General features: G+C 62.2%; 26 protein-coding genes. 6 read left to right on the forward strand and 20 right to left on the reverse strand.

The features are described from left to right. Positions 1–30: 30 nt before the first annotated feature. The 16 genes from AC4PTT_RS05745 to AC4PTT_RS05820 form a co-directional block, all read right to left on the reverse strand. Positions 31–900, reverse strand: coding sequence for a flagellin N-terminal helical domain-containing protein (locus tag AC4PTT_RS05745; protein ID WP_113152879.1), 870 nt, complete (start codon positions 898–900; stop codon positions 31–33). A gap of 204 nt (positions 901–1104) precedes the next feature. Then, positions 1105–1974: a flagellin N-terminal helical domain-containing protein gene (locus AC4PTT_RS05750; RefSeq protein WP_475082578.1), complete on the reverse strand. Its 870-nt coding sequence runs from the start codon at positions 1972–1974 to the stop codon at positions 1105–1107. Between the two features lie 238 nt (positions 1975–2212). After that, a complete protein-coding gene (fliP, locus tag AC4PTT_RS05755; protein WP_113152877.1) occupies positions 2213–2950 on the reverse strand; it encodes a flagellar type III secretion system pore protein FliP in 738 nt (245 codons plus the stop codon). Continuing rightward, entirely contained in the window at positions 2947–3447 is a 501-nt protein-coding gene (locus tag AC4PTT_RS05760; RefSeq protein ID WP_492162270.1) for a flagellar basal body-associated FliL family protein, read from the reverse strand. The genes fliP and AC4PTT_RS05760 overlap by 4 nt, the downstream gene beginning before the upstream one ends. A 24-nt stretch (positions 3448–3471) precedes the next feature. Beyond that, positions 3472–4176 (reverse strand): flagellar basal body L-ring protein FlgH, encoded by a 705-nt coding sequence (gene flgH / locus AC4PTT_RS05765; protein WP_113152875.1) that lies wholly within the window; start codon positions 4174–4176, stop codon positions 3472–3474. Then, complete coding sequence (locus AC4PTT_RS05770; RefSeq protein WP_222473996.1) at positions 4173–4667, reverse strand: MotE family protein; 495 nt, start codon at positions 4665–4667, stop codon at positions 4173–4175. The genes flgH and AC4PTT_RS05770 overlap by 4 nt, the downstream gene beginning before the upstream one ends. Before the next feature lie 27 nt (positions 4668–4694). Continuing rightward, positions 4695–5771, reverse strand: a complete 1077-nt coding sequence (locus tag AC4PTT_RS05775) for a flagellar basal body P-ring protein FlgI (protein WP_244974854.1) — start codon at positions 5769–5771, stop codon at positions 4695–4697. 23 nt (positions 5772–5794) lie between these two features. Further along, complete coding sequence (gene flgA, locus AC4PTT_RS05780; protein WP_113152872.1) at positions 5795–6262, reverse strand: flagellar basal body P-ring formation chaperone FlgA; 468 nt, start codon at positions 6260–6262, stop codon at positions 5795–5797. Between the two features lie 6 nt (positions 6263–6268). Next, on the reverse strand, positions 6269–7057 hold the full coding sequence (gene flgG, locus AC4PTT_RS05785) for a flagellar basal-body rod protein FlgG (protein ID WP_113152871.1): 789 nt from the start codon (positions 7055–7057) through the stop codon (positions 6269–6271). 12 nt (positions 7058–7069) lie between these two features. Further along, a complete protein-coding gene (fliE, locus tag AC4PTT_RS05790; RefSeq protein WP_206544144.1) occupies positions 7070–7378 on the reverse strand; it encodes a flagellar hook-basal body complex protein FliE in 309 nt (102 codons plus the stop codon). After that, on the reverse strand, positions 7375–7794 hold the full coding sequence (gene flgC / locus AC4PTT_RS05795) for a flagellar basal body rod protein FlgC (RefSeq protein WP_113152869.1): 420 nt from the start codon (positions 7792–7794) through the stop codon (positions 7375–7377). The genes fliE and flgC overlap by 4 nt, the downstream gene beginning before the upstream one ends. Before the next feature lie 3 nt (positions 7795–7797). Next, on the reverse strand, positions 7798–8175 hold the full coding sequence (gene flgB, locus AC4PTT_RS05800; RefSeq protein WP_113152868.1) for a flagellar basal body rod protein FlgB: 378 nt from the start codon (positions 8173–8175) through the stop codon (positions 7798–7800). A gap of 67 nt (positions 8176–8242) precedes the next feature. Next, positions 8243–8908 carry a hypothetical protein gene (locus tag AC4PTT_RS05805; protein ID WP_113152867.1) on the reverse strand — a complete coding sequence of 222 codons (666 nt, stop codon included), beginning with the start codon at positions 8906–8908 and terminating at the stop codon, positions 8243–8245. Beyond that, positions 8905–10290 carry a flagellar protein export ATPase FliI gene (fliI, locus tag AC4PTT_RS05810; RefSeq protein ID WP_475082597.1) on the reverse strand — a complete coding sequence of 462 codons (1386 nt, stop codon included), beginning with the start codon at positions 10288–10290 and terminating at the stop codon, positions 8905–8907. The genes AC4PTT_RS05805 and fliI overlap by 4 nt, the downstream gene beginning before the upstream one ends. A gap of 8 nt (positions 10291–10298) precedes the next feature. Beyond that, positions 10299–11015: a flagellar basal-body rod protein FlgF gene (flgF, locus tag AC4PTT_RS05815; RefSeq protein WP_475082600.1), complete on the reverse strand. Its 717-nt coding sequence runs from the start codon at positions 11013–11015 to the stop codon at positions 10299–10301. An 8-nt stretch (positions 11016–11023) separates the two neighbouring features. Further along, complete coding sequence (locus tag AC4PTT_RS05820) at positions 11024–12148, reverse strand: DUF1217 domain-containing protein (protein WP_475082603.1); 1125 nt, start codon at positions 12146–12148, stop codon at positions 11024–11026. A 144-nt stretch (positions 12149–12292) separates the two neighbouring features. Here AC4PTT_RS05820 and motA point away from each other — a divergent pair, with 144 nt between their 5' ends. The 6 genes from motA to AC4PTT_RS05850 all read left to right on the forward strand — a co-directional run bounded on the left by motA (position 12293) and on the right by AC4PTT_RS05850 (position 17211). Continuing rightward, positions 12293–13171, forward strand: coding sequence for a flagellar motor stator protein MotA (gene motA, locus AC4PTT_RS05825; protein ID WP_113152863.1), 879 nt, complete (start codon positions 12293–12295; stop codon positions 13169–13171). A 31-nt stretch (positions 13172–13202) separates the two neighbouring features. Then, positions 13203–14141: a FliM/FliN family flagellar motor switch protein gene (locus AC4PTT_RS05830; RefSeq protein WP_206553685.1), complete on the forward strand. Its 939-nt coding sequence runs from the start codon at positions 13203–13205 to the stop codon at positions 14139–14141. A 25-nt stretch (positions 14142–14166) separates the two neighbouring features. Then, complete coding sequence (fliN, locus tag AC4PTT_RS05835; protein WP_222473998.1) at positions 14167–14553, forward strand: flagellar motor switch protein FliN; 387 nt, start codon at positions 14167–14169, stop codon at positions 14551–14553. A gap of 32 nt (positions 14554–14585) precedes the next feature. Continuing rightward, positions 14586–15596, forward strand: coding sequence for a FliG C-terminal domain-containing protein (locus AC4PTT_RS05840; RefSeq protein WP_113152860.1), 1011 nt, complete (start codon positions 14586–14588; stop codon positions 15594–15596). A gap of 87 nt (positions 15597–15683) precedes the next feature. Further along, positions 15684–16754, forward strand: coding sequence for a flagellar biosynthesis protein FlhB (gene flhB / locus AC4PTT_RS05845; protein WP_206544139.1), 1071 nt, complete (start codon positions 15684–15686; stop codon positions 16752–16754). Positions 16755–16770: 16 nt separating this feature from the next. Next, complete coding sequence (locus tag AC4PTT_RS05850) at positions 16771–17211, forward strand: BspJ family T4SS effector nucleomodulin (RefSeq protein ID WP_113152858.1); 441 nt, start codon at positions 16771–16773, stop codon at positions 17209–17211. Between the two features lie 6 nt (positions 17212–17217). Here AC4PTT_RS05850 and AC4PTT_RS05855 read toward each other — a convergent pair whose 3' ends face one another. The 4 genes from AC4PTT_RS05855 to bglA form a co-directional block, all read right to left on the reverse strand. Beyond that, a complete protein-coding gene (locus tag AC4PTT_RS05855) occupies positions 17218–17871 on the reverse strand; it encodes a response regulator transcription factor (protein ID WP_297561815.1) in 654 nt (217 codons plus the stop codon). Between the two features lie 12 nt (positions 17872–17883). Further along, positions 17884–18576, reverse strand: a complete 693-nt coding sequence (locus AC4PTT_RS05860) for a helix-turn-helix transcriptional regulator (RefSeq protein ID WP_113152856.1) — start codon at positions 18574–18576, stop codon at positions 17884–17886. A gap of 260 nt (positions 18577–18836) precedes the next feature. Further along, positions 18837–19925 (reverse strand): ABC transporter ATP-binding protein, encoded by a 1089-nt coding sequence (locus AC4PTT_RS05865; RefSeq protein ID WP_492162271.1) that lies wholly within the window; start codon positions 19923–19925, stop codon positions 18837–18839. Further along, complete coding sequence (gene bglA, locus AC4PTT_RS05870; RefSeq protein WP_492162272.1) at positions 19922–21610, reverse strand: beta-galactosidase BglA; 1689 nt, start codon at positions 21608–21610, stop codon at positions 19922–19924. Before bglA ends, AC4PTT_RS05865 begins: the two co-directional genes overlap by 4 nt. Between the last annotated feature and the right edge of the window lie 5 nt (positions 21611–21615).

Here is a 21615-nt window from a genome sequence, read left to right on the forward strand (position 1 = left end):
AAAGAATACCGGGATGTGCGGTGCGGTGTCTTACTTGAACAGCGCGAGAATGCTCTGGGCGTTCTGGTTGGCGATCGACAGGGCCTGAATGCCGAGTTGCTGCTGAACCTGAAGGGCCTGCAGGCGCGTGGATTCCTCGTTCATGTCGGCATCGACAAGCTGTCCGACACCGCGCTCGATGGAATCCATCAGGTTGGAGACGAAGTCTTTCTGCAGGTCGAGACGGGTCTTCGCCGCGCCGAGATCGGCTGCGGCATTGGACATTCCCGACAGGGCGGTTTCGATATCGGTCAGGTAACCGTCAATGTCGGCGTCCGTGCCGTTGGCGACGATATCGATCACCATGATGTCGTCAGCCAGACCGCCGGGCAGACCGCCGGCAGCGAACAGCTTGACGCTGCCGATGTCGATCTTGATGGTGCCAACGGTGACAGCGCCTGCGGAGGAGCGGTTGTAGGCGGAAACCACTTCCATGTCGCCGGTGTCGTCGGTCGCCAGAATGTTGGTGCCGGCATAGCTTGCGCCCGTGGCGGCGCTCTTGATGTGGTCAAGCAGGATGCTGATTTCAGCCTGGATCTTGCCCTGGTTCTCGGCGCTTGCGCCGCGTGCGGTGACCAGCTTCGACTTGATGGCGTCGACGGCTTCCAGCACGTTGTTCATGGCGGTGTAAGAGGTGTCGACCTTGCCCGCGCCCAGACCGAGTGCGTCCTGCACGGCGGATAACGCCTTGTTGTCGGAGCGCATGGTCGTTGCAATCGACCAGTAGGCGGCGTTGTCGCTTGCCTCGGCGACGCGATAACCGGTGGAGATGCGGCCCTGAACCACGTCCATGGACTTGTTGGTCATTTTCAGGCTCTGCAATGCAACCATTGCAGATGTGTTGGTCATGATGCTGGCCACGTGATCACCCCTTTGTTCAGCCGCCCCCGATCAGCGCCATGCGATGACGCCGGGTATGGTTAACAATAGGTAGGCACACATGGTTAACAGGCTGTTAACGCAGGTTAACTGTTATGGAACAGGCCAATAAAAAACGGGCCGTTCTTGCGAACGGCCCGCGGGTCTTGTGAAAGATGCCGGTGCGTGAGCACCGGGATCAATCCATTAGCGGAACAGCGAAAGGATGTTCTGCGAGTTGGAGTTGGCGATCGACAGCGCCTGAATGCCCAGCTGCTGCTGAACCTGCAGGGCCGACAGACGGGCCGACTCTTCGTTCATGTCTGCATCGACCAGCTGGCCAACACCGCGCTCAATGGCGTCGGAGAGCTTGCCAACAAAGTCTTTCTGCAGATCGACGCGCGACTTGGCGGCACCGAGCTCGGCAGCCTGGTCGGCGAGGGCGGCAAGAGCCGTCTCGACGGTGCCAAGAGCCGTGTCGACTGCTGCGTCGGCAACCTGGCCGCCGGAAGCGTCGAACAGAGCTGCTGCAACAACGTTTGCTGCAGTACCGGCGGTGCCGGCTGCATCGAGCACCAGAACGTCGGCGCCCGTCAGCGTGACTTCGTCGATGGCGACGGTCGTGCCGGTGCGGTTGTAGGAAGCGACGATGTTAACATCGGCGTTGTCCTGGATGATGTTGGAGCCGGCATAGTTGGAGTTGCCGACGACCGACGTGATGTGCTCCTGGAGCGAATTGATTTCGCCCTGGATCTTCTGCTGGTCTTCCTGCGAAGCGCCGCGTGCCGTGACAAGCTTCTGCTTGATCTTGTCGACGGTGTCGATGACTTCGTTGATGCCCGTGTAAGCTGTGTCGACTTTACCGGCTCCGAGACCCAGAGCATCCTGAACGCTGGACAGGGCCTTGTTGTCGGACTTCATCGAAGTCGCGATCGACCAGTAAGCTGCGTTGTCGGCAGCTTCACCAACGCGCAGGCCCGTCGAAATGCGGGACTGGGTGGTGGCCATGTTCTTGGAGATGGTGTTGAGGGTCTGCAGCGCGGTCATTGCCGACGCATTGGTCATAAGACTAGACATGGGATAAACGCCCCTGAAATACAAAATAAACGAGGGACATACCGGGCTGACCGGTTTGACGGAGTGGCATCATGCCCTTGATCCCGTTGCAGGATCTGTCCGCCATGCACGAGCATTTATGGCGGCGATTTCCTACCAAAAGGATAACCGGGAAAGTTAATTTGGAAGAGTCTGGAAAATTTTTGTCGGCTTTTCAGGCAGGGCGGATCACGCCGCCCCGCATTGCCGGATCAAAGCCCTAAACAAATGACCGGACGAGGCTGCCCACGAGCAGGTTCCACCCGTCTATCAGGACGAAGAAAAGTATCTTGAACGGTAGCGATACGACGGTCGGTGGCAGCATCATCATGCCCATCGACATGGTGATGGTTGCGACGATCAGATCGATGACCAGGAATGGCAGCACGATCAGGAAGCCGATCTCGAAACCGCGCCGGATTTCAGAGATCATGAAGGCAGGCACCAGCACACGCAGATCGGCGCTTTCGACCGTGACGTCGATGTCGACATTGCCGCGTTCTGCGGCGAGGTCGGCAAAGAGGGCGAAATCCTTCTCGCGCACATTGTTGACCATGAAGCCACGGAACGGCTCCGTGATGCGCTGCACCGCGTCCTGTTCGCTGATCTCGTTGTTCATCAGGGGGCGGATGCCGTCCGCCCAGGCCCGGTCGAATGTGGGGGCCATCACGTAGAAGGTCATGAACAGCGAAAGGCTGATCAGGATCAGGTTGGCCGGTGTGGTCGGCAGGCCCATGCCGGCGCGCAGGATCGAGAAGGCGATCACGAAGCGGGTGAAGCTCGTGACCATGATCAGGATGCCGGGCGCGACGGAGAGAACCGTCAACAGGCCGAAAAGCTGGATGATCGTGCCGATGGTCGATCCGTCCGCGCCGGTCAGCGCGCCAAGATCGATGGACTGCGCCGCCGCTGCGGAGGGCGCAAGCACGGCGGCAAGGGTCAGGAATAAACGTTTCATTCGAACAACAGCGCCCTGAAGAGGATCTGCTTGACGGCGCCGTCGCTGCGAACTCTGGCGCGTTCTTCCAGATCGGAGCGCAGATGCTGGAAGCCGCTGGCCGTTTCCACCTGGCGCAGCTTGATCGTGCGCAGATAGGCAAAGAGATCCTGATGGACGGCCTCGGCAATAACCGGGTCGGGTTCGCCCTCGAAGACCAGCGCCATTTCCGCGCGCACCCAGATTTCGCTGGGCTCGGCGAGATTGGTGGTGATTGGCTCGATCGTGTAGACGCCAACGGGACCGGGAACGGCAGCCTGTTCGCTGCCGGCATTGCCGTGCGCTGCGTCTTCACTTTCCGCCGTGCCGCTTTCCTCGACGGTGGTCCTGCTTTCCAGATAGCTGCCGGCGAACCAGGCAGCGCCACCGGCAAGCGCCGACATGACCAGCAGGATGGCCAGCTGGACGACGAGGGATGGTCCCTTGCTTTCCGGTGGTTGTTGTTCGAGCAGCGCCATGCGTGTTGAGGCTCCAGCGGCGGGTTAGAAGGGAAGCACCTGATCGAGGAACTGCTGGCCGTAGGGCGGCTGCTGAACCTCGCTGATCCGTCCGCGCCCGCCATAGGAGATGCGCGCTTCGGCGATGCGTTCGTAAGAGATCATGTTCTGCGGGTTGATGTCGCTCGGCCGCACGATGCCCTCAATGGTGAGGATGCGCAGTTCCGCGTTGACGCGCACTTCCTGCGTGCCGCGGATGCGCAGATTGCCGTTGGACAGAACCTGCGTGACGACGGCTGCAACGAGCAGGCGGATGTTTTCCGAGCGCTCCGTCTGGCCGCCGCCGGTGGTGGAGGTGCCCGAACCAATCTGCCCTTCGGCTGCTGCTGAAGAACCGGCACCGCCCACCGAATAGGAGCCGGACAGGCCAAGGCTGCGCGAGGCGTCGCGGGAGCGCTCCGACTCGTTCTTGAAACGCGCCTTGTCGTTGATCGAGATTTCGACCGTCAGGATGTCGCCCACATTGAGCGCGCGGGCATCGGTGAAGAGCCGGCTCTGCTTGTCGTCCCACAACGAATAGCGGGTGAGGGCCGGGGCCGGGCGTTTTGGATAATTGTAGGCGGCCATGACTTCCGGGTCGATGGTCGCGCCGACCTGGGTCATGGCCGGTTCCTTGCCGATTTCCTTCATCGACTGCGAGCAGCCGGCGACCAGCGCCAGCGGCAGAATCAGTAGGGGCCGGAACGTCATGACGGGTCCTCCGGCCGCGCGGCGCTGGCGATGATGGTCGTCAGCGTCGCTGCGGACTTGCTGTTCATTTCATTGAGGATGATGCCGGCCGTGCGTGGCTCGAGCTTCATCAGGATGGCGGCGGCGAGTTCGACGCGCACTTCCGCCAGTCGTTCTGCGGCGGCGTCGGGCCGCATGGACGAATAGATCTCGACAATGCCTGCCTCGGCCTGCGCCAGAAAGATGTTGCGGCGCTGGAGCCAGCCTTCGTAGTCGGCCCGCTTCTGCTCAAGAGCCGCGATGCGTTCGTCCACTTCGCCCTTGAGCTTTTCCAGCTCCATGGCCTGAAGGGCGTAACGGCGGTCGCGCGCCGCATCGGCGATGTTGGCGCAGAAGCGTTCCACTTCGGCGGGCTTCATGGTGGCGGGATTTTCTGCTGCCAGCGCGTGCAGCGGCGCAAGCTGCGCGGCAAGGAGAACGCCGGCGAAAGCGCCCGTTGCGATTTTCTTCAATGGGTTCCTGCGAGACATGCGGCGCACCTATTGCAGCACGAGTTCGGCCTGCAACGCGCCGGCGGACTTGATGCCCTGAAGAATGGCGATGATGCCATCGGGCTTCACGCCCAGCCGGTTGAGGCCGGAAACGAGGGTTTGCAGGTTGGGGCCGTCCAGCACCGCCACTCTGGCGTCGGGCTGGGTGGCTTCGATTTCGGTGAACGGCTCGACAGCCGTCTGCCCGCGCGAGAAGGGTTCGGGCTGAACCACGCGCGGCGTTTCTGTGATGCGCACGGTGAGCGCGCCATGGCTGATGGCGACGCGGGAGATGCGCACATCATTGCCGATGACCACGGTGCCGCTGCGCTCATCCACCACGACGCGGGCCGGTCCGTCGGATTCGACCATCAGGTTTTCGATCTCGGCGTAGAAACGGGCGTAGGAAACGCCCTTGGGCCGGCGAATGCGGATGGTGCGCGCGTCTTCTTCCTTGGCGAGTTGCGCGCCGAAACGCGGGCCGGTGTAGGAGTTGATGGCGTCGGCAACACGCACGGCGGTCGAGAAATCAGCATTGCGCAGCTGAAGCACCAGCGTTGCGCTGTCGGACATGGAGGCCTCGACCTTGCGCTCGATGATTGCGCCGCTGGGCACGCGTCCGGATGTGGGCACGCCCTGGGTCAGCGTTTCAGCCTGGCCCTGCGCATTGAAGCCGGAAACGATGACGGAGCCCTGCGCCACGGCGTAGATCTCGCCATCGGCAGCGCGCAGCGGCGTCATGACCAGCGTGCCGCCGGCAAGTGATGTGGCGTCGCCCAGCGAAGAGACGTTGACGTCGATGCGTGCGCCCGACTGAACGAAGGGCGGCAGGTTTGCCGTGATGATGACGGCGGCGACGTTCTTGGCGCGCGAGCGCACGCCTTCGGACGCGATACCGAGATTTTCGAGCATGGCGCGCATGGACTGTTCGGTGAAGGGCGAGTTGCGCAGGCTGTCGCCGCTGCCCTGAAGGCCGATAACCAGACCGTAGCCGACAAGCTGGTTGTCGCGCGCGGCCTGCAAGACGGCGATGTCCTTGATGCGCGAAGCCGCGCCGGCCGGGAGGGCCAGCGTGACGCTCATCATCACTGCGAAAAGGAGACGGGAAATCATATGGCGCCGACCTCGACGGTTCCGTCAGCGAGGACCACACCGGTGAAGGTGCGGCCGCTTTCGATATTGCGCAGGCGGATCATGTCACCGGCTGCCCCGTGCTCAAGCGGCACGGCGCGCAGCGAGATGGAGAGCGCGCCTTCATTGAAGGTGACGGTGACGGGGCTGCCCGTTTCCACCAGATAGGCCTCACGGACATAGCTGATGGGAATGAGCCGGCCCGGAAGCAGGGTGCGCCGGGCGACCTTGCCGTCAATGTCTTCCAGCATGCGGGCAACGGCGGTGTTGCCGCGCGGCGGGCGGCGCAGCATCACCTCGTTGAGGGCATCGACGGAGATCGTCTCGCCGGGATAGATGACGCGGGTGGACACAACCGCCTGCTCCTGCGCCACAGCCGAAAGGCCCGTGGCGAAGAGGCTTGCCAGTGCGAGGAAAAGCGCGGGGATGGGGTTGTGCCGTATCATGCGAACCTACCGGATCGACTGGGTGACGGTTGCGGCCATTTCATCGGCCGCGCGGATGACCTTGGAGTTCATCTCATAGGCGCGCTGCGCGGAGATCAGCTCGGTGATTTCCTTCACCGGGTCCACGTTGGAGCCTTCGAGATAGCCCTGTTCGATGACGGCGAAGCCCGGATCGCCCGGCACGCCCTGAATGGCCTCGCCGGAAGCCGGCGTCTCACGGAAGAGATTGTCGCCGATCGGATCGAGACCCGCTTCATTTGCGAAATTGGCGAGCGTGAGCTGACCGAGATCCTGAAGGTCGGCCTGTCCGTCGAGACGGGCGAAGACCTGGCCGGTCTTGTTGATCACGATCTCAATGGCGTCCTCCGGCACGATGATGGCCGGATTGACGTTGTAGCCCTGCGTGGTCACGAGCTGGCCGGTGGCATTGGTGTTGAAGGAGCCGGCGCGTGTGTAGAGTGGCTCGCCATCGGTGCCTTCGATCTCGAACCAGCCCTTGCCGACCAGCGCCACGTCGAGCTTGTTGCCCGTGTTGTTCATCGGGCCCTGAATGTGGAGGTTGCGCACGGCTGCGGCCTTCACGCCAAGACCGACATTCGCGCCTTCCGGCACGATGGCCTGATTGGCGCGGCTCGGCACGCCCTGCATGCGCTCGGTCTGGTAAAGCAGATCCGAGAACTCGGCGCGGGCGCGCTTGAAGCCCGTCGTGTTGATGTTGGCGATGTTGTTCGCGATGACTTCGAGGTTGAGCTGCTGGGCGCTCATGCCGGTTGCGGCGATCGAAAGGGCTTTCATGGATCAGGCTCCTCAGATGGCCATGCGGCTGATGTCGAGATAGGCGGTGACGAGCTTGTCACGCACGGCGATGGAGGCCTGCAGCGCCTGTTCGGCGCTCATCACGGCATCCACCACTTCGCGGGTGTCGGCCTCGCCCTGCAGGGCCTTGAGCGAAACGCCTTCGGCATGGTTGAGCTTGGCAACCGTGCTGGCCGCCGCCTCGCCGAGCATGGCGGAGAAAGCCTCGCCGGTTTCGGATGCGGGCATCTGGCGGGTGGGCTGAAGGCCCGTGGTCTCGGTCAGGGTCGAAGGGGCAATGCTGCCGACTGGAGGGATCATGACTGGCTCCGCATCAAATCAATGGTCATGGAAATGAGTTCGCGCGCCTGCTTGATCACCTGCAGGTTCGCTTCGTAACCGCGATTGGCCTCGCGCATGTCGGCCATTTCGATCAGCACGTTCACATTCGGCATCTTCACGTAGCCGCGCTCGTCCGCCGCCTCATGGCCGGGGTCGAACTGCAACGTGAAATCGGACGGGTCGCGGGCGACCGAGCCGACCTCGACGACGCTGCCGCCGATATTGCGGTCGAGTTCCGCGACGAAGCTGATCGTCTTGCGGCGATAGGGATCGCCCCCGGGGACGTCGCTGGTGGACTTGGCGTTCGCCAGGTTTTCCGAAACCACCTGCATGCGTTCGGACTGCGCTTGCAGGCCGGATGCGGCGACTTTCAGGGAAGCGGAAAGCGGATCCAAGATTTACCCCCTCGACGTGGTCATGAGCATGCGGTGAAACGCCTTGACGATGGCGGTGTTGAGCTCGAACGAGCGGCGCACCTCGCCGGCATTGGACAGCTCGTCTTCCATGTTCACCGTGTTTTCCGATGGCAGGACTGCCGGGTCATCCTTGCTGGTCACTGAGAAGGAGGCATTCGTTGCGCCAAACTGCAGATGGTTCGGATTGGTGTTCCGGAGCGCCACCCGCGTGCCGTTCAGAACGTTTTCGAACGGCTCCACTTCCAGCGCCTTGTAGCCGGCCGTGTTGATGTTGGCGACGTTGCTGGCCACCGTCGTCTGACGCACGGACAGCCATTTGGCCTGCTGTGTGGCGAGGTCGAACAGATTGACGGGCTGCATCTGGCAAGTCTCTCGGTCTATGCGAACATGTCTTCCGGCACTTTAGGCAGCCAGTCTTGTGCGGGCCTTACGTGCCGTTGCCGGCGTCGGCGGAAAGCGTGATGACGAGTTCGCGTGAGGTGATCACTTCCCAGTGGCCATTCTTCCACTGGATACGGGAGATGCGGCTGCCATCGGGCAGGCGCGAACCGCGCTGGAGCATCCAGTAGCCATCTTCGTCTTCGATCATGGCGCGACCGCCGACCACGTGAACCAGGCGAAAGCCCGGCTCGTCTCCGGGGAAGGGCTGATCCTCGAGCACCGCCGCCGGTCCACGGTCCACGGTGCCGGTGGCGGTGTAGTCCACCTGCGGCAACGGGATCATGTTGGTGGGCAGACGCGCGCCAATGAGCGCGGGCAGGGCGTCGCGCGATGGGCCTTCCGGCGTGGGACGTCCGGCAAAGGTCATCGGGCGCACGCCGAACTGTTCCTGATTGAAGAAGATGTACCAGGGGAACATGGCGCAGACGGCGGCGAGGCCGATCCCGCCCAGCATGATCATCCAGTCGCTGCGGCTGCTGCTCGGCGTGTGCAGCATGCCGGGCTTTGGTATGCGCCGGGGCAGGAAACCGGACCTGCGCCGTGGCGCTGCCTTTGCCGCCTGCGGGGGCTCGGGCATGGGGTCTGCTGCGGTCGGGTTGGGCTCCGTTCGCCGCCCGTCCGGAAGTTCGAGACTTGCCAGTCTGATTGTCATTGTACCGGCTCCCCGGCTTTCAGTTTCATCGCCAGATCCGTGAAGGGATCGGCGGAGCGTTGATCGTTCGGCGACTGCGTGAGGGCGTCGTAGATGAGCGGGATCTGCCGCACGGCCTGATCGAGCTCGGGGTCATGGCCCGGCTGATAAGCGCCGAGCAGGCGGATGTCTCGTGTGTCCTCGAAGCGGGCGATCATGGCGCGCAGCCGCGTGACGAGGCGCTTTTCGTCCGGGGTCCAGGCCCGGTCCGCAAGACGCGAGATCGAGGCCAGCGGATTGACGGGTGGAAAGCGCCCCTGTTCGGCAATCGCGCGGTCGAGCACCACGTGACCGTCGAGAATGCCGCGCACCGCATCGGCCACCGGGTCATTGTGATCGTCGCCATCGACCAGCACCGACAGGATGGCCGTGATGGAGCCGCTTCCCGTCTCGCCGGGGCCGGCGCGTTCCAGAAGGCGGGGGAGTTCGGTGAAGACCGAGGCCGGGTAGCCGCGCGCGACCGGCGGTTCGCCGGCTCCGATGGAGACCTCGCGCAGGGCGTGGGCAAAGCGCGTGATGGAATCCACGATGAGCAGAACCCGGTCGCCACGGTCGCGGAAATATTCAGCGATGCTCATGGCCGTGTCCGGCGCACGGCGGCGCATCATGGCGCTTTCGTCGCTGGTGGCGACCACCGCCACGGATTTCGCCATGCCCTGCGGGCCAATCGTGTCTTCGAGGAACTCGCGCACTTCGCGGCCACGCTCGCCAACGAGCGCGATCACCACTGTGTCGAATGCGTCGGCATTCGCCAGCATGGAAAGGAGCGTCGATTTGCCGACGCCGGAACCGGCGAAGACACCAAGCCGCTGCCCGTGGCAGAGCGGTGTGAAAATGTCGATCACGCGCACGCCCGTGCGGAAACCCTCCGAAACCCGCTGGCGCTGCATGGCGGGCGGTGTGACGGGGGCCTGGCCCGTGGTGAGCGGTCCGCCGGCGGGCGCAGGGCCGCCATCTGCGGGGCGTCCGAGCGCATCAACGACGCGCCCACGCCATGAGGGGCCGGGGGCGAGGCTGAGGGGGCCGCGATTGAAGACCGCTTCGCCGAGCCCGACTTCACCGGCCCGTTCATAAGGCGCAACCACCACGCCGTCGCGGGCAATCCGCACGACTTCGCCCGCACCCGCAGCGCCGCCATTGCGGCCGCGACGCGACACGAGATCGCCAAGCCTTGCCGTTTCCGAAAGGCCGCGCACGCTGTAATGGCTGGGCGAGACCTCGCTCACCCGGCCGCCATGGCTGACGAGAAAACGCACATCGCCTGCAATCCGCCGATAGGCTTCTTCCAGGGCGGTCAGCACGGTTTCCCGTGGCGGCGTTGCGGAGGAGGGCAGTTCTGTCACGGTGATGCTCACCCACCCAGAAGCTTGATGGCGTCCTTGAGCGCGGTGTCGCTATCGCTCATGAGCGCCGACACGTGCTCGAAGGTGCGCTGCACTTCGATGAGGTTCATCATCTGCTGCACGGGATTGACGTTGGCTTCTTCCACAAAGCCCTGCGCCACGCCGACGCCGGGCTGATCGACAACGGGCTGTGCGTCATCGGCAACGAAGCCGGAATTGCCGAAGCGGGCGTAGTTTTGCGAGGGGGCGAACTCATAGAGGCCGATGGCGCCGACAAGCTGGCCATTCTGGCGCAGTGTGCCATCGGCGCTGGCTTCCGGCGGGCCGGCCATCGGATCGAGCAGCAGCGGCGCGCCGCCGGCATCAAGCACCGGGTGCCCGTCGAGGCTGACCAGTTCGCCCGTCTCGCGCATGGTGAAGCGGCCATCGCGCGTGACCACGGTTCCCGCCGGTGTTTCGAGCCCAAACCACGCTTCCCCCTGTACCGCGAAATCGAACGGGTTCTTGGTTTCGCGCAGGCCCCCTTGATGGGTGTCGATGTTGGGGGAGCCGGGTGCGGCGAAAGAGACGGAATCCGGCCCGTCGCCGCTCACCAGGTCCCGGAAGTTCACCGATGTGCCGCGAAAGCCCACCGTGCCGGCATTGGCCACATTGTCGGCCAGTGTTCCAAGGCGCTTTTCCAGTGCGACCTGAGAAGAAAGAGCGACGTAAAGTCCGGTCTGCATCTGGTCTGCTACCTCTTTAACTGCGCAATGGTGAAAAGCATGTCGGTGGAAATGCCGAACTCCGCCGGCTGGCTGAACAGCGCGGCGATGGAGGTCTGCTGCGAGCCGGAGGGGTTTTCCAGCTCCCACATGGTGGTGAAGCGCTTCAGGAAATCCTCAAGCTTCTCGGGATCCTTGAAGTCCGCGATCTCGACGCGCTCCTTGATCATCTCGACCTGCTTGTCGATGTCGGCCTGCGCCAGCGCAGGGGGGAAGCCGAGCGCGGTGCGCACCACCTGCGCGATGGCCTTGTCGGCCAGCAATTCGTAGTAGGAACGGAATTCGGGGGCCTTGCGCTGGAAATAGAGCGCAAGCCGCACGCCCTCGTTTTCCTTGCCGGCATCCTCTTCGAGCGTCTGGCGCATATAGCGCTCGACGGCCAGATTGTTGGCGATGTTGTAGGTCGTCGCGTCCTCGCCATAGCGGGCGAAGTTGAACGCTTCGGCCAGCGCCCTGTAGCGTTTGTCTTCGGTCTGGTTGGCCGGGCTTTGCGGATCGTCGATCCCGCCTTCGAGCACCGAGCGCAGGAAGCGGAGGTCGATCACTTCCTCGACATCGAAACCGTGCGCCATGAGCGCGAAGGTCAGCATCTCCTGATCGCCCATCAGATCGTCGACCGATTTGATGTCGGGGATCTTCGCCAGATAGTTGTTGAGGCTGGCGATCAGCGTCGGGTCGTTTGGCGGCACGCCATTCTTGATGGCGCGCGTGAGATATTTGTCGACGGTGCCCTTCTGGGCCGGGTTGTAATTCGTGGTGTCGGGGCCGCCGGCGGCAAAATTATAGGTGCGGGCGAACTCGATATAGCGCTTGTCGGTCAGCTTGTTGGCAAAGCTTTCCGGGTCGCTGATGCCTTCTTCAAGCACCTTCACCATGAAAGCCTTGGCATAGGCCATGTCTTCCAGACCGTGCGCCTTCATGGCGTAGCGGAACAGGCGGTCATCATTGACGAATTCCTTGATGGAGGTCACCCGGCCGATGTTCTGCTGATAATATTCCGTCTCGCGCTGCACCATTGGCTGGGACTGGACGCGCTCCAGCGAGCGCGACAAGTCGCGGTTGATCAGGTTGTAGCTCGTGAACGTGTTGATCAAGGCGCACCCTCCGCCATCTTCGGTTGCGCCAAATTAGTCCGCGTATCTTGCGCGAGGCTTTCCGCGCGCCGTTCCGGGATTCAAGCCTCACGCAAGCCACGGCGGGTACACAGGAGAAAAGGCCTATAAAAGATGGCGGTATAGATGGGTATTCTTGTCGGACTCGTGGTAACGCTCGGCTGCGTGATTGGCGGCTACATGGCGATGGGCGGCCATGTGGACGTGCTTCTCCAGCCCTGGGAGGTCGTGATCATCTGCGGCGCGGCTTTCGGAACGTTTCTGGTCGCCAATCCGATGTCGACGGTCAAGGACGCCGGCAAAGCCTGTGTCGAAGCCCTGAAGGGCTCGGTTCCCAAGGAAAAGGACTATCTGGAGACGCTGGGCGTTCTTCACAGCCTGATGCGGGAACTGCGCACCAAGTCGCGCAGCGAAGTGGAAGCGCATATCGACAATCCCGAGGAATCGGCGATCTTCCAGTCCTACCCGACGGTGCTGGCGAACAAGGATCTGACCAGCTTCATCTGCGATTACTGCCGCATCATCATCATCGGCAATGCCCGTCCGTTCGAGATCGAGGCGCTGATGGATGAGGAAATCCAGACCATCCGCCGCGACAAGCTGAAATCCTACAATGCGCTCGTTGCGGTGGCCGAAGGTCTGCCGGCGCTGGGCATCGTTGCGGCGGTGCTGGGCGTCATCAAGGCCATGGGCGCCATCAACGAGTCGCCTGAAATTCTGGGTGGCCTGGTTGGCGCGGCGCTCGTCGGCACCTTCCTCGGCATTTTCATGTCCTATGCGGTGGTCGGTCCGATCGCCACCAAGATCAAGATCGTGCGTGAGAAGAAGAACCGGCTTTACGTGATCGTGAAGCAGACCTTGCTTGCCTACATGAACGGCTCGCTGCCGCAGGTGGCGCTGGAGTTCGGCCGCAAGACCATTTCGGCCCATGACCGGCCGACCATCGATGCGGTGGAGCAGAGCACGATGAACACCGGCGGGGCCGGTGACAAGCAGGCCGCGTGATGCGCGATCGTCAACGGAGCAACAACCGACCATGGCGCTGACCGAAGATCCAGAACTGATGCGTGCGCTCGTCGTGGAGCGTCTGGTGGGAGCCACCGGCGATCCGCGCCGCGTGTCGGAAGCAGCGCGCTCCTGTGCGACCCGCGCCCTGACGCGCGTGATGGACGCTCTGGAAGAAAAACTCCCCGCAGCGGTGAAGGTTGAGCTGATCGATGTGGAGATCGTTCGACTGGCGGAATTGAAGCCGAAGGAAGATTGCTGCGACGCGCTCGCGGTCATCGCCGGCGAAGTTTCGGGCGATGCGCTGACCATGCGTCTTGACCCGACGGCCATCTCCATTCTCGTGGGGACGATGTTTGGCGGCAATCCGGAACTGCCGGCTGTTCCGCTGCAGCGCCCGCCATCGGCGATTGAGCGCGATGTGGCGGCGCTGACATTTGATATTTTCGCCAAGGCTCTCAATGGCAAGGGCGCTCGCTCGCTTGGCCTGCGCCTTTTGCTGCCGACCGTTCAATCGGGAGCGGATTTCCGCCGTTTCGTCGTTCGCGACGGGCCGGGCGTGCGGATGCGCTTCGCTATCGGCGGTGAGGAAAGCGGCGGCGTTCTTACGGCCTGGATGCCGCAGCGCCTGCTTCTGGAAGCGCGGGAGCTGGAAGGCAGCGACCAGCGCCAGCAGAATGCGAAGGCGGCCGACTGGCACAATCGTTTCAGCGATGAAGTGATGCGCTCCAATGTGCGCATTCGCGCGACCATCCCGCTGATGCGCATGGCGCTCGGCGAGCTTGCCTCGCTGCACGAAGGCCAGGTCATTGAGTTCGGTGACGGCGCGCAGCCCGAGGCGCGGCTGGCGGTGCGCGACAAGACGGTGTTCACCTGTGATTTCGGCAAGGCCGGACATCACTACACGGTGCGGATCAAACAACCCTTCGATGCCCGCAAGGACGTCGTCGAAGGTCTTCTGGCGCAATGATGCGCCGGGAACGCGGTGAAGGAGAATGACTATGACCAATGCCGAGCCTGAGCCGCAGGAAAACGGCGAGGAAGAGCTCAACAAGGCCATTGAGGAGCTGAAGGACGTTCTCCACGAGGAAACGTCGGGCACCAGCGGCGAAGCCGGGTCTTTTGCGAGCAATCCCGAACTGGTGATGAGCATTCCGGTCGAGGTGCAGATCGTTCTGGGCAGTGCGGAAATGCCTGTTTCCCAGCTGATGGCGCTCAAGAAGGGATCGACGGTTTCGCTGAACCGTCGTGTCGGCGAGCCGGTGGAGATCGTGGTGAACGGCCGGCGCATCGCGCGCGGCGAGATCACGCTGGTCGAGGATGATCCTTCTCGCTTTGGCGTGAAGCTTACGGAAATTGCCGGCAGGGCTTCTGCCCAGTAAACTGGATTGCGAAGAGAAAGGTCGGATTGGTCATGACGGAAGCTCTGGCTCTGACACAGGCGCAGAAAGCGGCCACCATTCTGGTGGCGATGGGCAAGCCCGCAGCGGGCCGCCTGCTCAAATTCTTCAAGCAGGATGAGCTCAAGGCGCTGATGGAAGGCGCACGCCTGTTGCGGACCATTCCGCAGGCGGAGCTGGAAAAGGTGGTCGGCGAATTCGAGGCCGAGTTTACCGAAGGCGCCGGCCTGCTGGATTCTGCTGACAGCATTGACACCATTCTGACCGAGACGCTTTCCGAGGAGGAGATGAACCTCCTCATGGGACGCAACGACCCGAAGGCCGGCGAGGCCGAGGAAATCTGGGCCGAGCTGGAAAAGCTGAAATCCGAAGAGCTGATCGAGCTGGTTTCGAGCGAGCATCCGCAGGTGATCGCCGCCATTCTGAGCGGTATTTCGCCGGCGATTGCGGCCAAGGTTCTGGTGAGCCTGGAAAAGGCGCTGCGCACCGCCGTTGTGGCGCGCATGGCGGCCACCGGCGACATGCCGGCGGCGGCCAAGAAGCTGATCGAGAACCGCATGGCCGATCTGCTGCGCGACATGCGCGCCGGCAAGGATTCCACCGTGGGTCTGGCGCGCGTGGCTTCGCTGCTCAACGAACTCGACAAGGAACAGGCCGACGAGGTCATCCACGAGCTGGAGCGCAGCGGCACGAGCGATGTGAAAGCCATCCGTTCGCAGCTCTTCAGCTTCGAGGAGATCGTTCTTCTCGACCAGAAGGCGCGCGTCGCCCTGTTCGACGGTCTTTCGAGCGATCTTGTCACGACCGCGCTGCGCAATGCTTCGCCCGATGCGGTGGAGGCGGTTCTTTCCGCTCTTGGCCAGCGCACGCGGCGCATGATCGAGGCGGAACTCAGTGTCGGTTCCGAGGATGTGCCGGAGACGGAGATCCATCAGGCCCGCAAGCGCATTTCCGCGATGGCGGTTCAGCTTTCGCAGCAGGGCAGTTTCGAACTGCCCGGAATGCAGCAGCAGGCCGCCGCCTGACGCTTTTCGCAAGGCCTGTCCGGGTCGCGCCTGACAAGGCGTTCCGGGCGGCCGGTCTGGTCTGAATGCGTTTGAGCGAAGGGTCTGATGGCGGAAGGCGCTGACAAGGAAAGCAAAACAGAAGAGGCCACGGAGAAGAAAATCCGTGACTCCGTCGAGAAGGGACAATTGCCTTTCTCGAAGGAGGTGCCTGTTTTTGCATCTTTTCTGGCGATACTCACTTTCACGATCTTCTTCGCTCAGGACAGCGCGGTGCGGCTGAGCAGCTTCCTGTCGACCTTCCTTGAACGGGCCGATGGCTGGGCGCTCGAAACCCGCTCGGATGCGATGGCGATCTATCAGCTGGTGTTCTTCGAGATCGCCAAGGTGGTCGGCGTCGTGATGCTGCTTCTGGTGGCCGCCGGCATTTCAGCTTCGGTGTTGCAAAACACGCCCCGTTTCGTGCTCGACCGCATCAAGCCGAAGGTCTCGCGCATCTCGCTCAAGGAAGGCTGGAGCCGCATCTTCGGCGTCAAGGGCATGGTCGAATTCGCCAAATCCCTTGGCAAGATCCTTGTGGCGGGCGGGTTCCTGATATTTGCGATGCGTGAGGCGGAGACCCGCCTGCTTGCCGGGATGATCACCAATCCGGTCGAGTTCAGCACGGTCATCCGCGACATTGCTGTGGAAAGCCTCGTGGTTGTCACGCTCGTGGTGGCGGTGATCGCGGTGGCCGATCTGTTCTGGTCCCGCCATCAGTGGCGTGTCGACCTGCGCATGACCAAGCAGGAAGTGAAGGATGAGCACAAGCAGGTGGAGGGCGATCCGATCGTCAAGGCACGCCTGCGCTCACTCGCCCGCGACCGCGCACGCCAGCGCATGATGTCGGCCGTGCCGCAGGCCACGCTTGTGATCGCCAACCCGACGCACTTTGCAATTGCCCTTCGATATCGCCGTGACGAGGACGCAGCGCCCGTCGTGGTTGCGAAGGGGCAGGACCTCATTGCGCTGAAAATCAGGGAGATAGCGACGAATCATAACATCCCCGTCTTCGAAGAGCCACTGCTCGCCCGATCCATGTACAAACAAGTTTCGGTTGATAGTTTGATTCCATCACAGTTCTACAAGGCTGTCGCGGAGCTGATCCGCCGCATCTACAGAACTGGCGATAAACCGTAGTCAGCAGGATTATATTATGGATAAGCAGCCGCATTCGCCTGCTCGCGAAATCATAGTCGCCAATGCCATTCGCGCGGTGGCGAACGAATTGCGTCTTGTCGATGTTGCCGACTACATCGCGTTCATCAGGCTTGAGAGCCTGGCGAGTGTTGCGGATATCGTGGAGTCCGCTGCCGAACTCTATTTCATGCCGGGCACATTACGGTTGGGCCATGGCTGCGATGCGCGCGTTTCGTGGAGCGGAAGCCCGCAAATTTCGCTCGATCTGGAACTGCGCCCGGGTGGCGTGACCGTCTATTTCACGCTCGAACTGAGCGACGACAATGCGGCTGTCGAGGTCAATTACGTGGCCTTTGATGATCCGGCCGAAGACCCGGAAGTGAATTCGCGCTACCTGGCCGATGCGCTGCAGGCTTCGCGGATCGTGCGCAGCGAGCGACCGCTGATCAACGGGTAGACTTCTTCAGTCGATCAGGCCGTTGCGAAGCGCCTTGGCGACCGCGTGAACGCGGTTGACCGCATCCAGCTTCTGCGTGGTGTTTGCGAGATATTGGTTTGCAGTGTGCACCGACAGGCCGAGGCGTTTGGCGATTTCTTCGCTGGTCAGCCCGTTGGCGGTGAGTTTCAGGCATTGCAGCTCGCGTTTGGAGATCGCTGCGCCTTCGCTGTCCTCGGGGAGCGGGTCCTGCTCCGTGATCTGTGCAAAAAGCGCATTGCACCGGCTGTGCAGGTCGAGCAGCGCGTCGCGCTCGATCTGGATGTTCTGACCGATCATGATGACCGCGCCAAGGTGTCTCTGCTCTGTGGTGAGCGGCAGGACGAGCCCGCCGGCCTCATGCGCAGGCGGGATTTCCTCGCTGTGCATGCCGGCGTCGTCACCGGGCATGGCGATGCCCCAGTGAAAGGGGTGAAAGGCCTCGGCGATTTTCTTGCAGAAACGCTTTGGTAATCGACCGGCGAGTTCCTGCGCTTCATCATCTGTCTGCGGGCTTCTACCGGTGAGGGCGGGTGACAGTCGCTGTCTTGTGAGGCCCTTGACCGTATAGAGATGGAACCGGTCGGCACCGGTGCTTTCGGTGAGCTTTTGCAGCTCCTGTGCGATGTCCGAAAGCGTCATTGATCTGCCGTTCTAGATTAGCCCGTTGCGAATGGCCGTTGCGATGGCCATGGCTCGGTTTTTTGCTGCCAGCTTGTGAATCGCATGGGCGACATAGCTGTTTACCGTGTTGGAAGACACGTTGAGGATGAGAGAGACCTCATCGGCGGTCTTGCCTTCGGAGACCCAGTAGAGGCACTCGCGCTCGCGTTCCGATAAGGGTTCGCCGAGCGCATTGGTCTTTGTTCTGAAGCCTGAAAGGTGGTGGCACAGATTGATGTGCATGCGCCGCAGGTCTGCCGGATCGAGAGCGCCTGGCCGGTCCCCGGAAATCAGCGCGATGTAGCGCTTCTTTCCCGCTGGCAGTTTGAGGAGGAAGATTTCCTGATGATCATGAAGGCTCAGATTGGCAATGTCTTCACAGGAGAGAAGGGCGGCAAGTGCAGCCGGGTGCCAGGGGCGTGAGGTGAGGCCGGGAAAGGTGGAAGCAGAGCTTTCGATGAGCCGGGATATGGCCGTCATCCCGACATCTTCGATTGTGTCGAAGCTCCAGTTGGAAACGAGAATCCGGGCCATGCCGGTGGAACTGTCGGGTGCTGCTTCAGCGATCAGGTAGGAGGTGTTGCCACTGTTGGGGCAATAGCTGCGGGCAAGGCTGGCGAGGTCGCGCCGCGATATGGCCCTCAAGGGCCGGACGGATTGCTTTTCGCGTGTATCAGTTGCCATTCGCTCTCATCGCAAATCCCCACCGGCGGGAAGCCGGTATTGTTGGTTTTGCGGATACGCAATACGAGGCCCGCAACGTCCCCCGCCCAGCGTCGAAATCGGTGTCCGTACAACCGGCATGACCGTATAAATACGCTTTGAAACGGGCAGCGCTCTCGGGCCAGAACAGCTTTGTCATTCAGTGGCCCCCCAGTCACCTCGTTAATCGTTAGGTAAGGTTTCGATTCGGGTCAAGAAAAGCTCAAACCGGTTGAAATGCTTCAAATGTAGAACAGAGAACGCCCCTCTTCAGTGAAAAGATGCATCTTTTCTGCGGATGCGGTGAGGCGAAGGCGCTCGCCCCTGGCATGTTTCTGGACGCCGGCGATCTTCGCGACGACCGGTTCATCCACATCTTTCACATTTACGTAAACATTCGTGACCTCGCCGAGCCGTTCGACAAAGTGCACTTCGCCTTCGAAGAGAAAGTCATCTCCATCTGCAACCCGCAGATCTTCCGGCCTTACGCCGAAATGGGCCGGCGCGCCTGCCAGACTTTCGGGAGAAGGGATGGGAACGGCGACCTGCCTGCCGGAAAGGGAAATCACGGTCTGCCCGCCGGTCTTTTCGATGCGGGCCGGCTGGATGTTCATGGCGGGCGAGCCGATGAACCGGGCGACGAAAAGATTGGCGGGCTTCTCGTAAAGCTCGATGGGCGCGCCGACCTGCTCGATATGTCCCGCCGACAGGACGACGATGCGGTCTGCGAGCGTCATGGCCTCCACCTGATCGTGGGTGACGTAGACCATGGTGGTGTCGGGCATTGAGCTTTTGAGCTTGGCGATCTCGATGCGGGTGGCGACACGAAGCGCTGCATCCAGATTGGAGAGCGGTTCGTCGAACAGGAACACTTTCGGATTGCGCACGATGGCGCGGCCGATGGCGACGCGCTGTCGCTGACCGCCTGAAAGCGCCTTGGGCAGGCGATCAAGATATGGTGTCAGCTGCAGGATCTCGGCCGCTTCCTGTACGCGCTTGTCGATCTCTTCCTTCGGGGCCTTGGCGATCTTCATGCCGAACGCCATGTTGTCGTAGACCGTCATGTGCGGATAGAGCGCATAGGACTGGAACACCATGGCGATGCCGCGCTGCGACGGTGGGATGTCGTTCACGCGCGCGCCGCCGATGAACATCTCGCCACCGGTGATGCTTTCAAGCCCGGCGATCATGCGCAGGAGCGTGGACTTGCCGCAGCCCGAAGGGCCGACGAAGACGATGAACTCGCCTTCCTCTATGTCCAGGTCGATACCGTGGATGACCCTGGTATTGCCGTAGCTCTTCTGGATGTTCTTGAGCGAGAGATCCGTCATGTCTCCATCCCCTTGCTGCCGAACCAGCTTGCATAGGCCGGCAGCGTGACGATGCCGTCCTCCACCGTTCCGGCTGCGCCGGAATCGGCCATGGTCGCATAATCCCGGACATCGAGCTTCAGCGTGACCGGCCCGTCGCTCATGTTCACCGCCACCAGAATGGCGTGGCCGGCCATGGAGCGCTCGAAGACAAGGACCTCCTCAGTGCCTTCCCGGAAGGTGATTCCGCCCTTGGCGAAAACGGGATGGCGGGCGCGGAAGGCAAGTGCATTGCGATAGTGCGACAGGAGCGTGTCCGGCCCGTCCTGCGCCGACACGGCCAGATGCAGGTGCTCCGGCGGCACGGGCAGCCAGGGCTTTGCGCCGGAGAAGCCGCCATTGACCTGCGTTTCAGACCAGACCATCGGGGTGCGGCATCCATCGCGGCCCTTGAAGGTCGGCCAGAACTGGATGCCATAGGGGTCCTGCAGGTCTTTCAGGTCGAGTACGGCTTCGGTGAGGCCCAGCTCCTCGCCCTGATAGAGGCAGACGGAACCGCGCAGCGACAGAAGCAGCGTCGTGGTCATCTTCAGGAAGGCGTCGCGGTCGTGGACCTGATCGGCCCAGCGCGAGGCATGGCGCACCACGTCATGATTGGAGAAGCTCCAGCACGACCAGCCATCGGGCGCCTTGTCGCCGAATGCCTCGATGACGCGCCGGACACGGCCCGGCGTGAGCGGTTCCTGCGACAGGAAGTCGAAGGAATAGCACATGTGAACCTTGTCGCCGCCGCTCGTATATTCGGCGACAATGTCGAGGCCGCGCTGTGCATCACCCACTTCGCCGACAGCCGTGGTGCCGGGATATTCATCGAGCAGCGCACGGAAGCGTTTCAGGAATTCCAGGTTCTCGGGCTGGTTCTTGTCGTAAAGGTGGTTCTGGAAGTTGTAGGGATTGACCGCAGGCGCGATGGAGGCGTTGCGCTGGTCCTGCTCAAGCGGCGGATTGTCTTCCAGACCGGCCGAGTGAACATAGAAATTGATCGTATCGAGGCGGAAACCGTCGACGCCGCGTTCCAGCCAGAAGCGCACCGTTTCAAGCAGCGCGTCCTGAACATCGGGATTGTGGAAGTTCAGGTCCGGCTGGCTGGCCAGGAAATTGTGCAGATAATACTGGCAGCGGCTTGTGTCCCATTCCCATGCGGAGCCGCCGAAGATCGACAGCCAGTTGTTCGGCGGGCTGCCATCGGGCTTCGGATCGGCCCAGACATACCAGTCGGCGCGTGGATTGGTGCGGTTCTGCCGGCTTTCCACGAACCAGGGATGCTGCGCGGAAGAATGCGAGATCACCTGATCGATCATCACCTTGAGACCGAGCCGGTGGGCCTCGGTGATCATGGCGTCGAAATCGGCCAGCGAGCCGAACATCGGATCGACCTGGGTGTAGTCGGAGACATCGTAACCGAAGTCGAGCATGGGCGACTTGAAGAAGGGTGACAGCCAGATCGCATCGACACCAAGCGAAGCGATGTAGGGCAGGCGCTGGGTGATGCCTTTGAGGTCGCCGATCCCGTCGCCGTTGGAATCCTGAAAGGAGCGCGGATAGATCTGGTAGATGACCGCGCCGCGCCACCAGTCGGCGTCTTCCGCGTGGCGGCTTACGGCTCCGGGAGCATGTTCGAAGGGAGCATCGTGAAGGACATTCATGGGAG

The organism is Nitratireductor sp. WH36-1 (genome assembly GCF_058725515.1).

Coding starts and splice junctions, on each gene's coding strand:
- flgG (WP_113152871.1), bottom strand. CDS start 7,057: ATGAAAGCCCTTTCGATCGCCGCAACCGGCATGAGCGCCCAGCAGCTC.
- AC4PTT_RS05840 (WP_113152860.1), top strand. CDS start 14,586: ATGACGGAAGCTCTGGCTCTGACACAGGCGCAGAAAGCGGCCACCATT.
- flgA (WP_113152872.1), bottom strand. CDS start 6,262: ATGATACGGCACAACCCCATCCCCGCGCTTTTCCTCGCACTGGCAAGC.
- flgF (WP_475082600.1), bottom strand. CDS start 11,015: ATGCAGACCGGACTTTACGTCGCTCTTTCTTCTCAGGTCGCACTGGAA.
- AC4PTT_RS05805 (WP_113152867.1), bottom strand. CDS start 8,908: ATGACAATCAGACTGGCAAGTCTCGAACTTCCGGACGGGCGGCGAACG.
- flhB (WP_206544139.1), top strand. CDS start 15,684: ATGGCGGAAGGCGCTGACAAGGAAAGCAAAACAGAAGAGGCCACGGAG.
- AC4PTT_RS05775 (WP_244974854.1), bottom strand. CDS start 5,771: ATGATGAGCGTCACGCTGGCCCTCCCGGCCGGCGCGGCTTCGCGCATC.
- motA (WP_113152863.1), top strand. CDS start 12,293: ATGGGTATTCTTGTCGGACTCGTGGTAACGCTCGGCTGCGTGATTGGC.
- AC4PTT_RS05760 (WP_492162270.1), bottom strand. CDS start 3,447: ATGGCGCTGCTCGAACAACAACCACCGGAAAGCAAGGGACCATCCCTC.
- bglA (WP_492162272.1), bottom strand. CDS start 21,610: ATGAATGTCCTTCACGATGCTCCCTTCGAACATGCTCCCGGAGCCGTA.
- AC4PTT_RS05830 (WP_206553685.1), top strand. CDS start 13,203: ATGGCGCTGACCGAAGATCCAGAACTGATGCGTGCGCTCGTCGTGGAG.
- AC4PTT_RS05860 (WP_113152856.1), bottom strand. CDS start 18,576: ATGGCAACTGATACACGCGAAAAGCAATCCGTCCGGCCCTTGAGGGCC.
- flgB (WP_113152868.1), bottom strand. CDS start 8,175: ATGCAGCCCGTCAATCTGTTCGACCTCGCCACACAGCAGGCCAAATGG.
- fliE (WP_206544144.1), bottom strand. CDS start 7,378: ATGATCCCTCCAGTCGGCAGCATTGCCCCTTCGACCCTGACCGAGACC.
- AC4PTT_RS05855 (WP_297561815.1), bottom strand. CDS start 17,871: ATGACGCTTTCGGACATCGCACAGGAGCTGCAAAAGCTCACCGAAAGC.
- fliP (WP_113152877.1), bottom strand. CDS start 2,950: ATGAAACGTTTATTCCTGACCCTTGCCGCCGTGCTTGCGCCCTCCGCA.
- fliN (WP_222473998.1), top strand. CDS start 14,167: ATGACTATGACCAATGCCGAGCCTGAGCCGCAGGAAAACGGCGAGGAA.
- AC4PTT_RS05850 (WP_113152858.1), top strand. CDS start 16,771: ATGGATAAGCAGCCGCATTCGCCTGCTCGCGAAATCATAGTCGCCAAT.
- AC4PTT_RS05865 (WP_492162271.1), bottom strand. CDS start 19,925: ATGACGGATCTCTCGCTCAAGAACATCCAGAAGAGCTACGGCAATACC.
- AC4PTT_RS05750 (WP_475082578.1), bottom strand. CDS start 1,974: ATGTCTAGTCTTATGACCAATGCGTCGGCAATGACCGCGCTGCAGACC.
- flgH (WP_113152875.1), bottom strand. CDS start 4,176: ATGACGTTCCGGCCCCTACTGATTCTGCCGCTGGCGCTGGTCGCCGGC.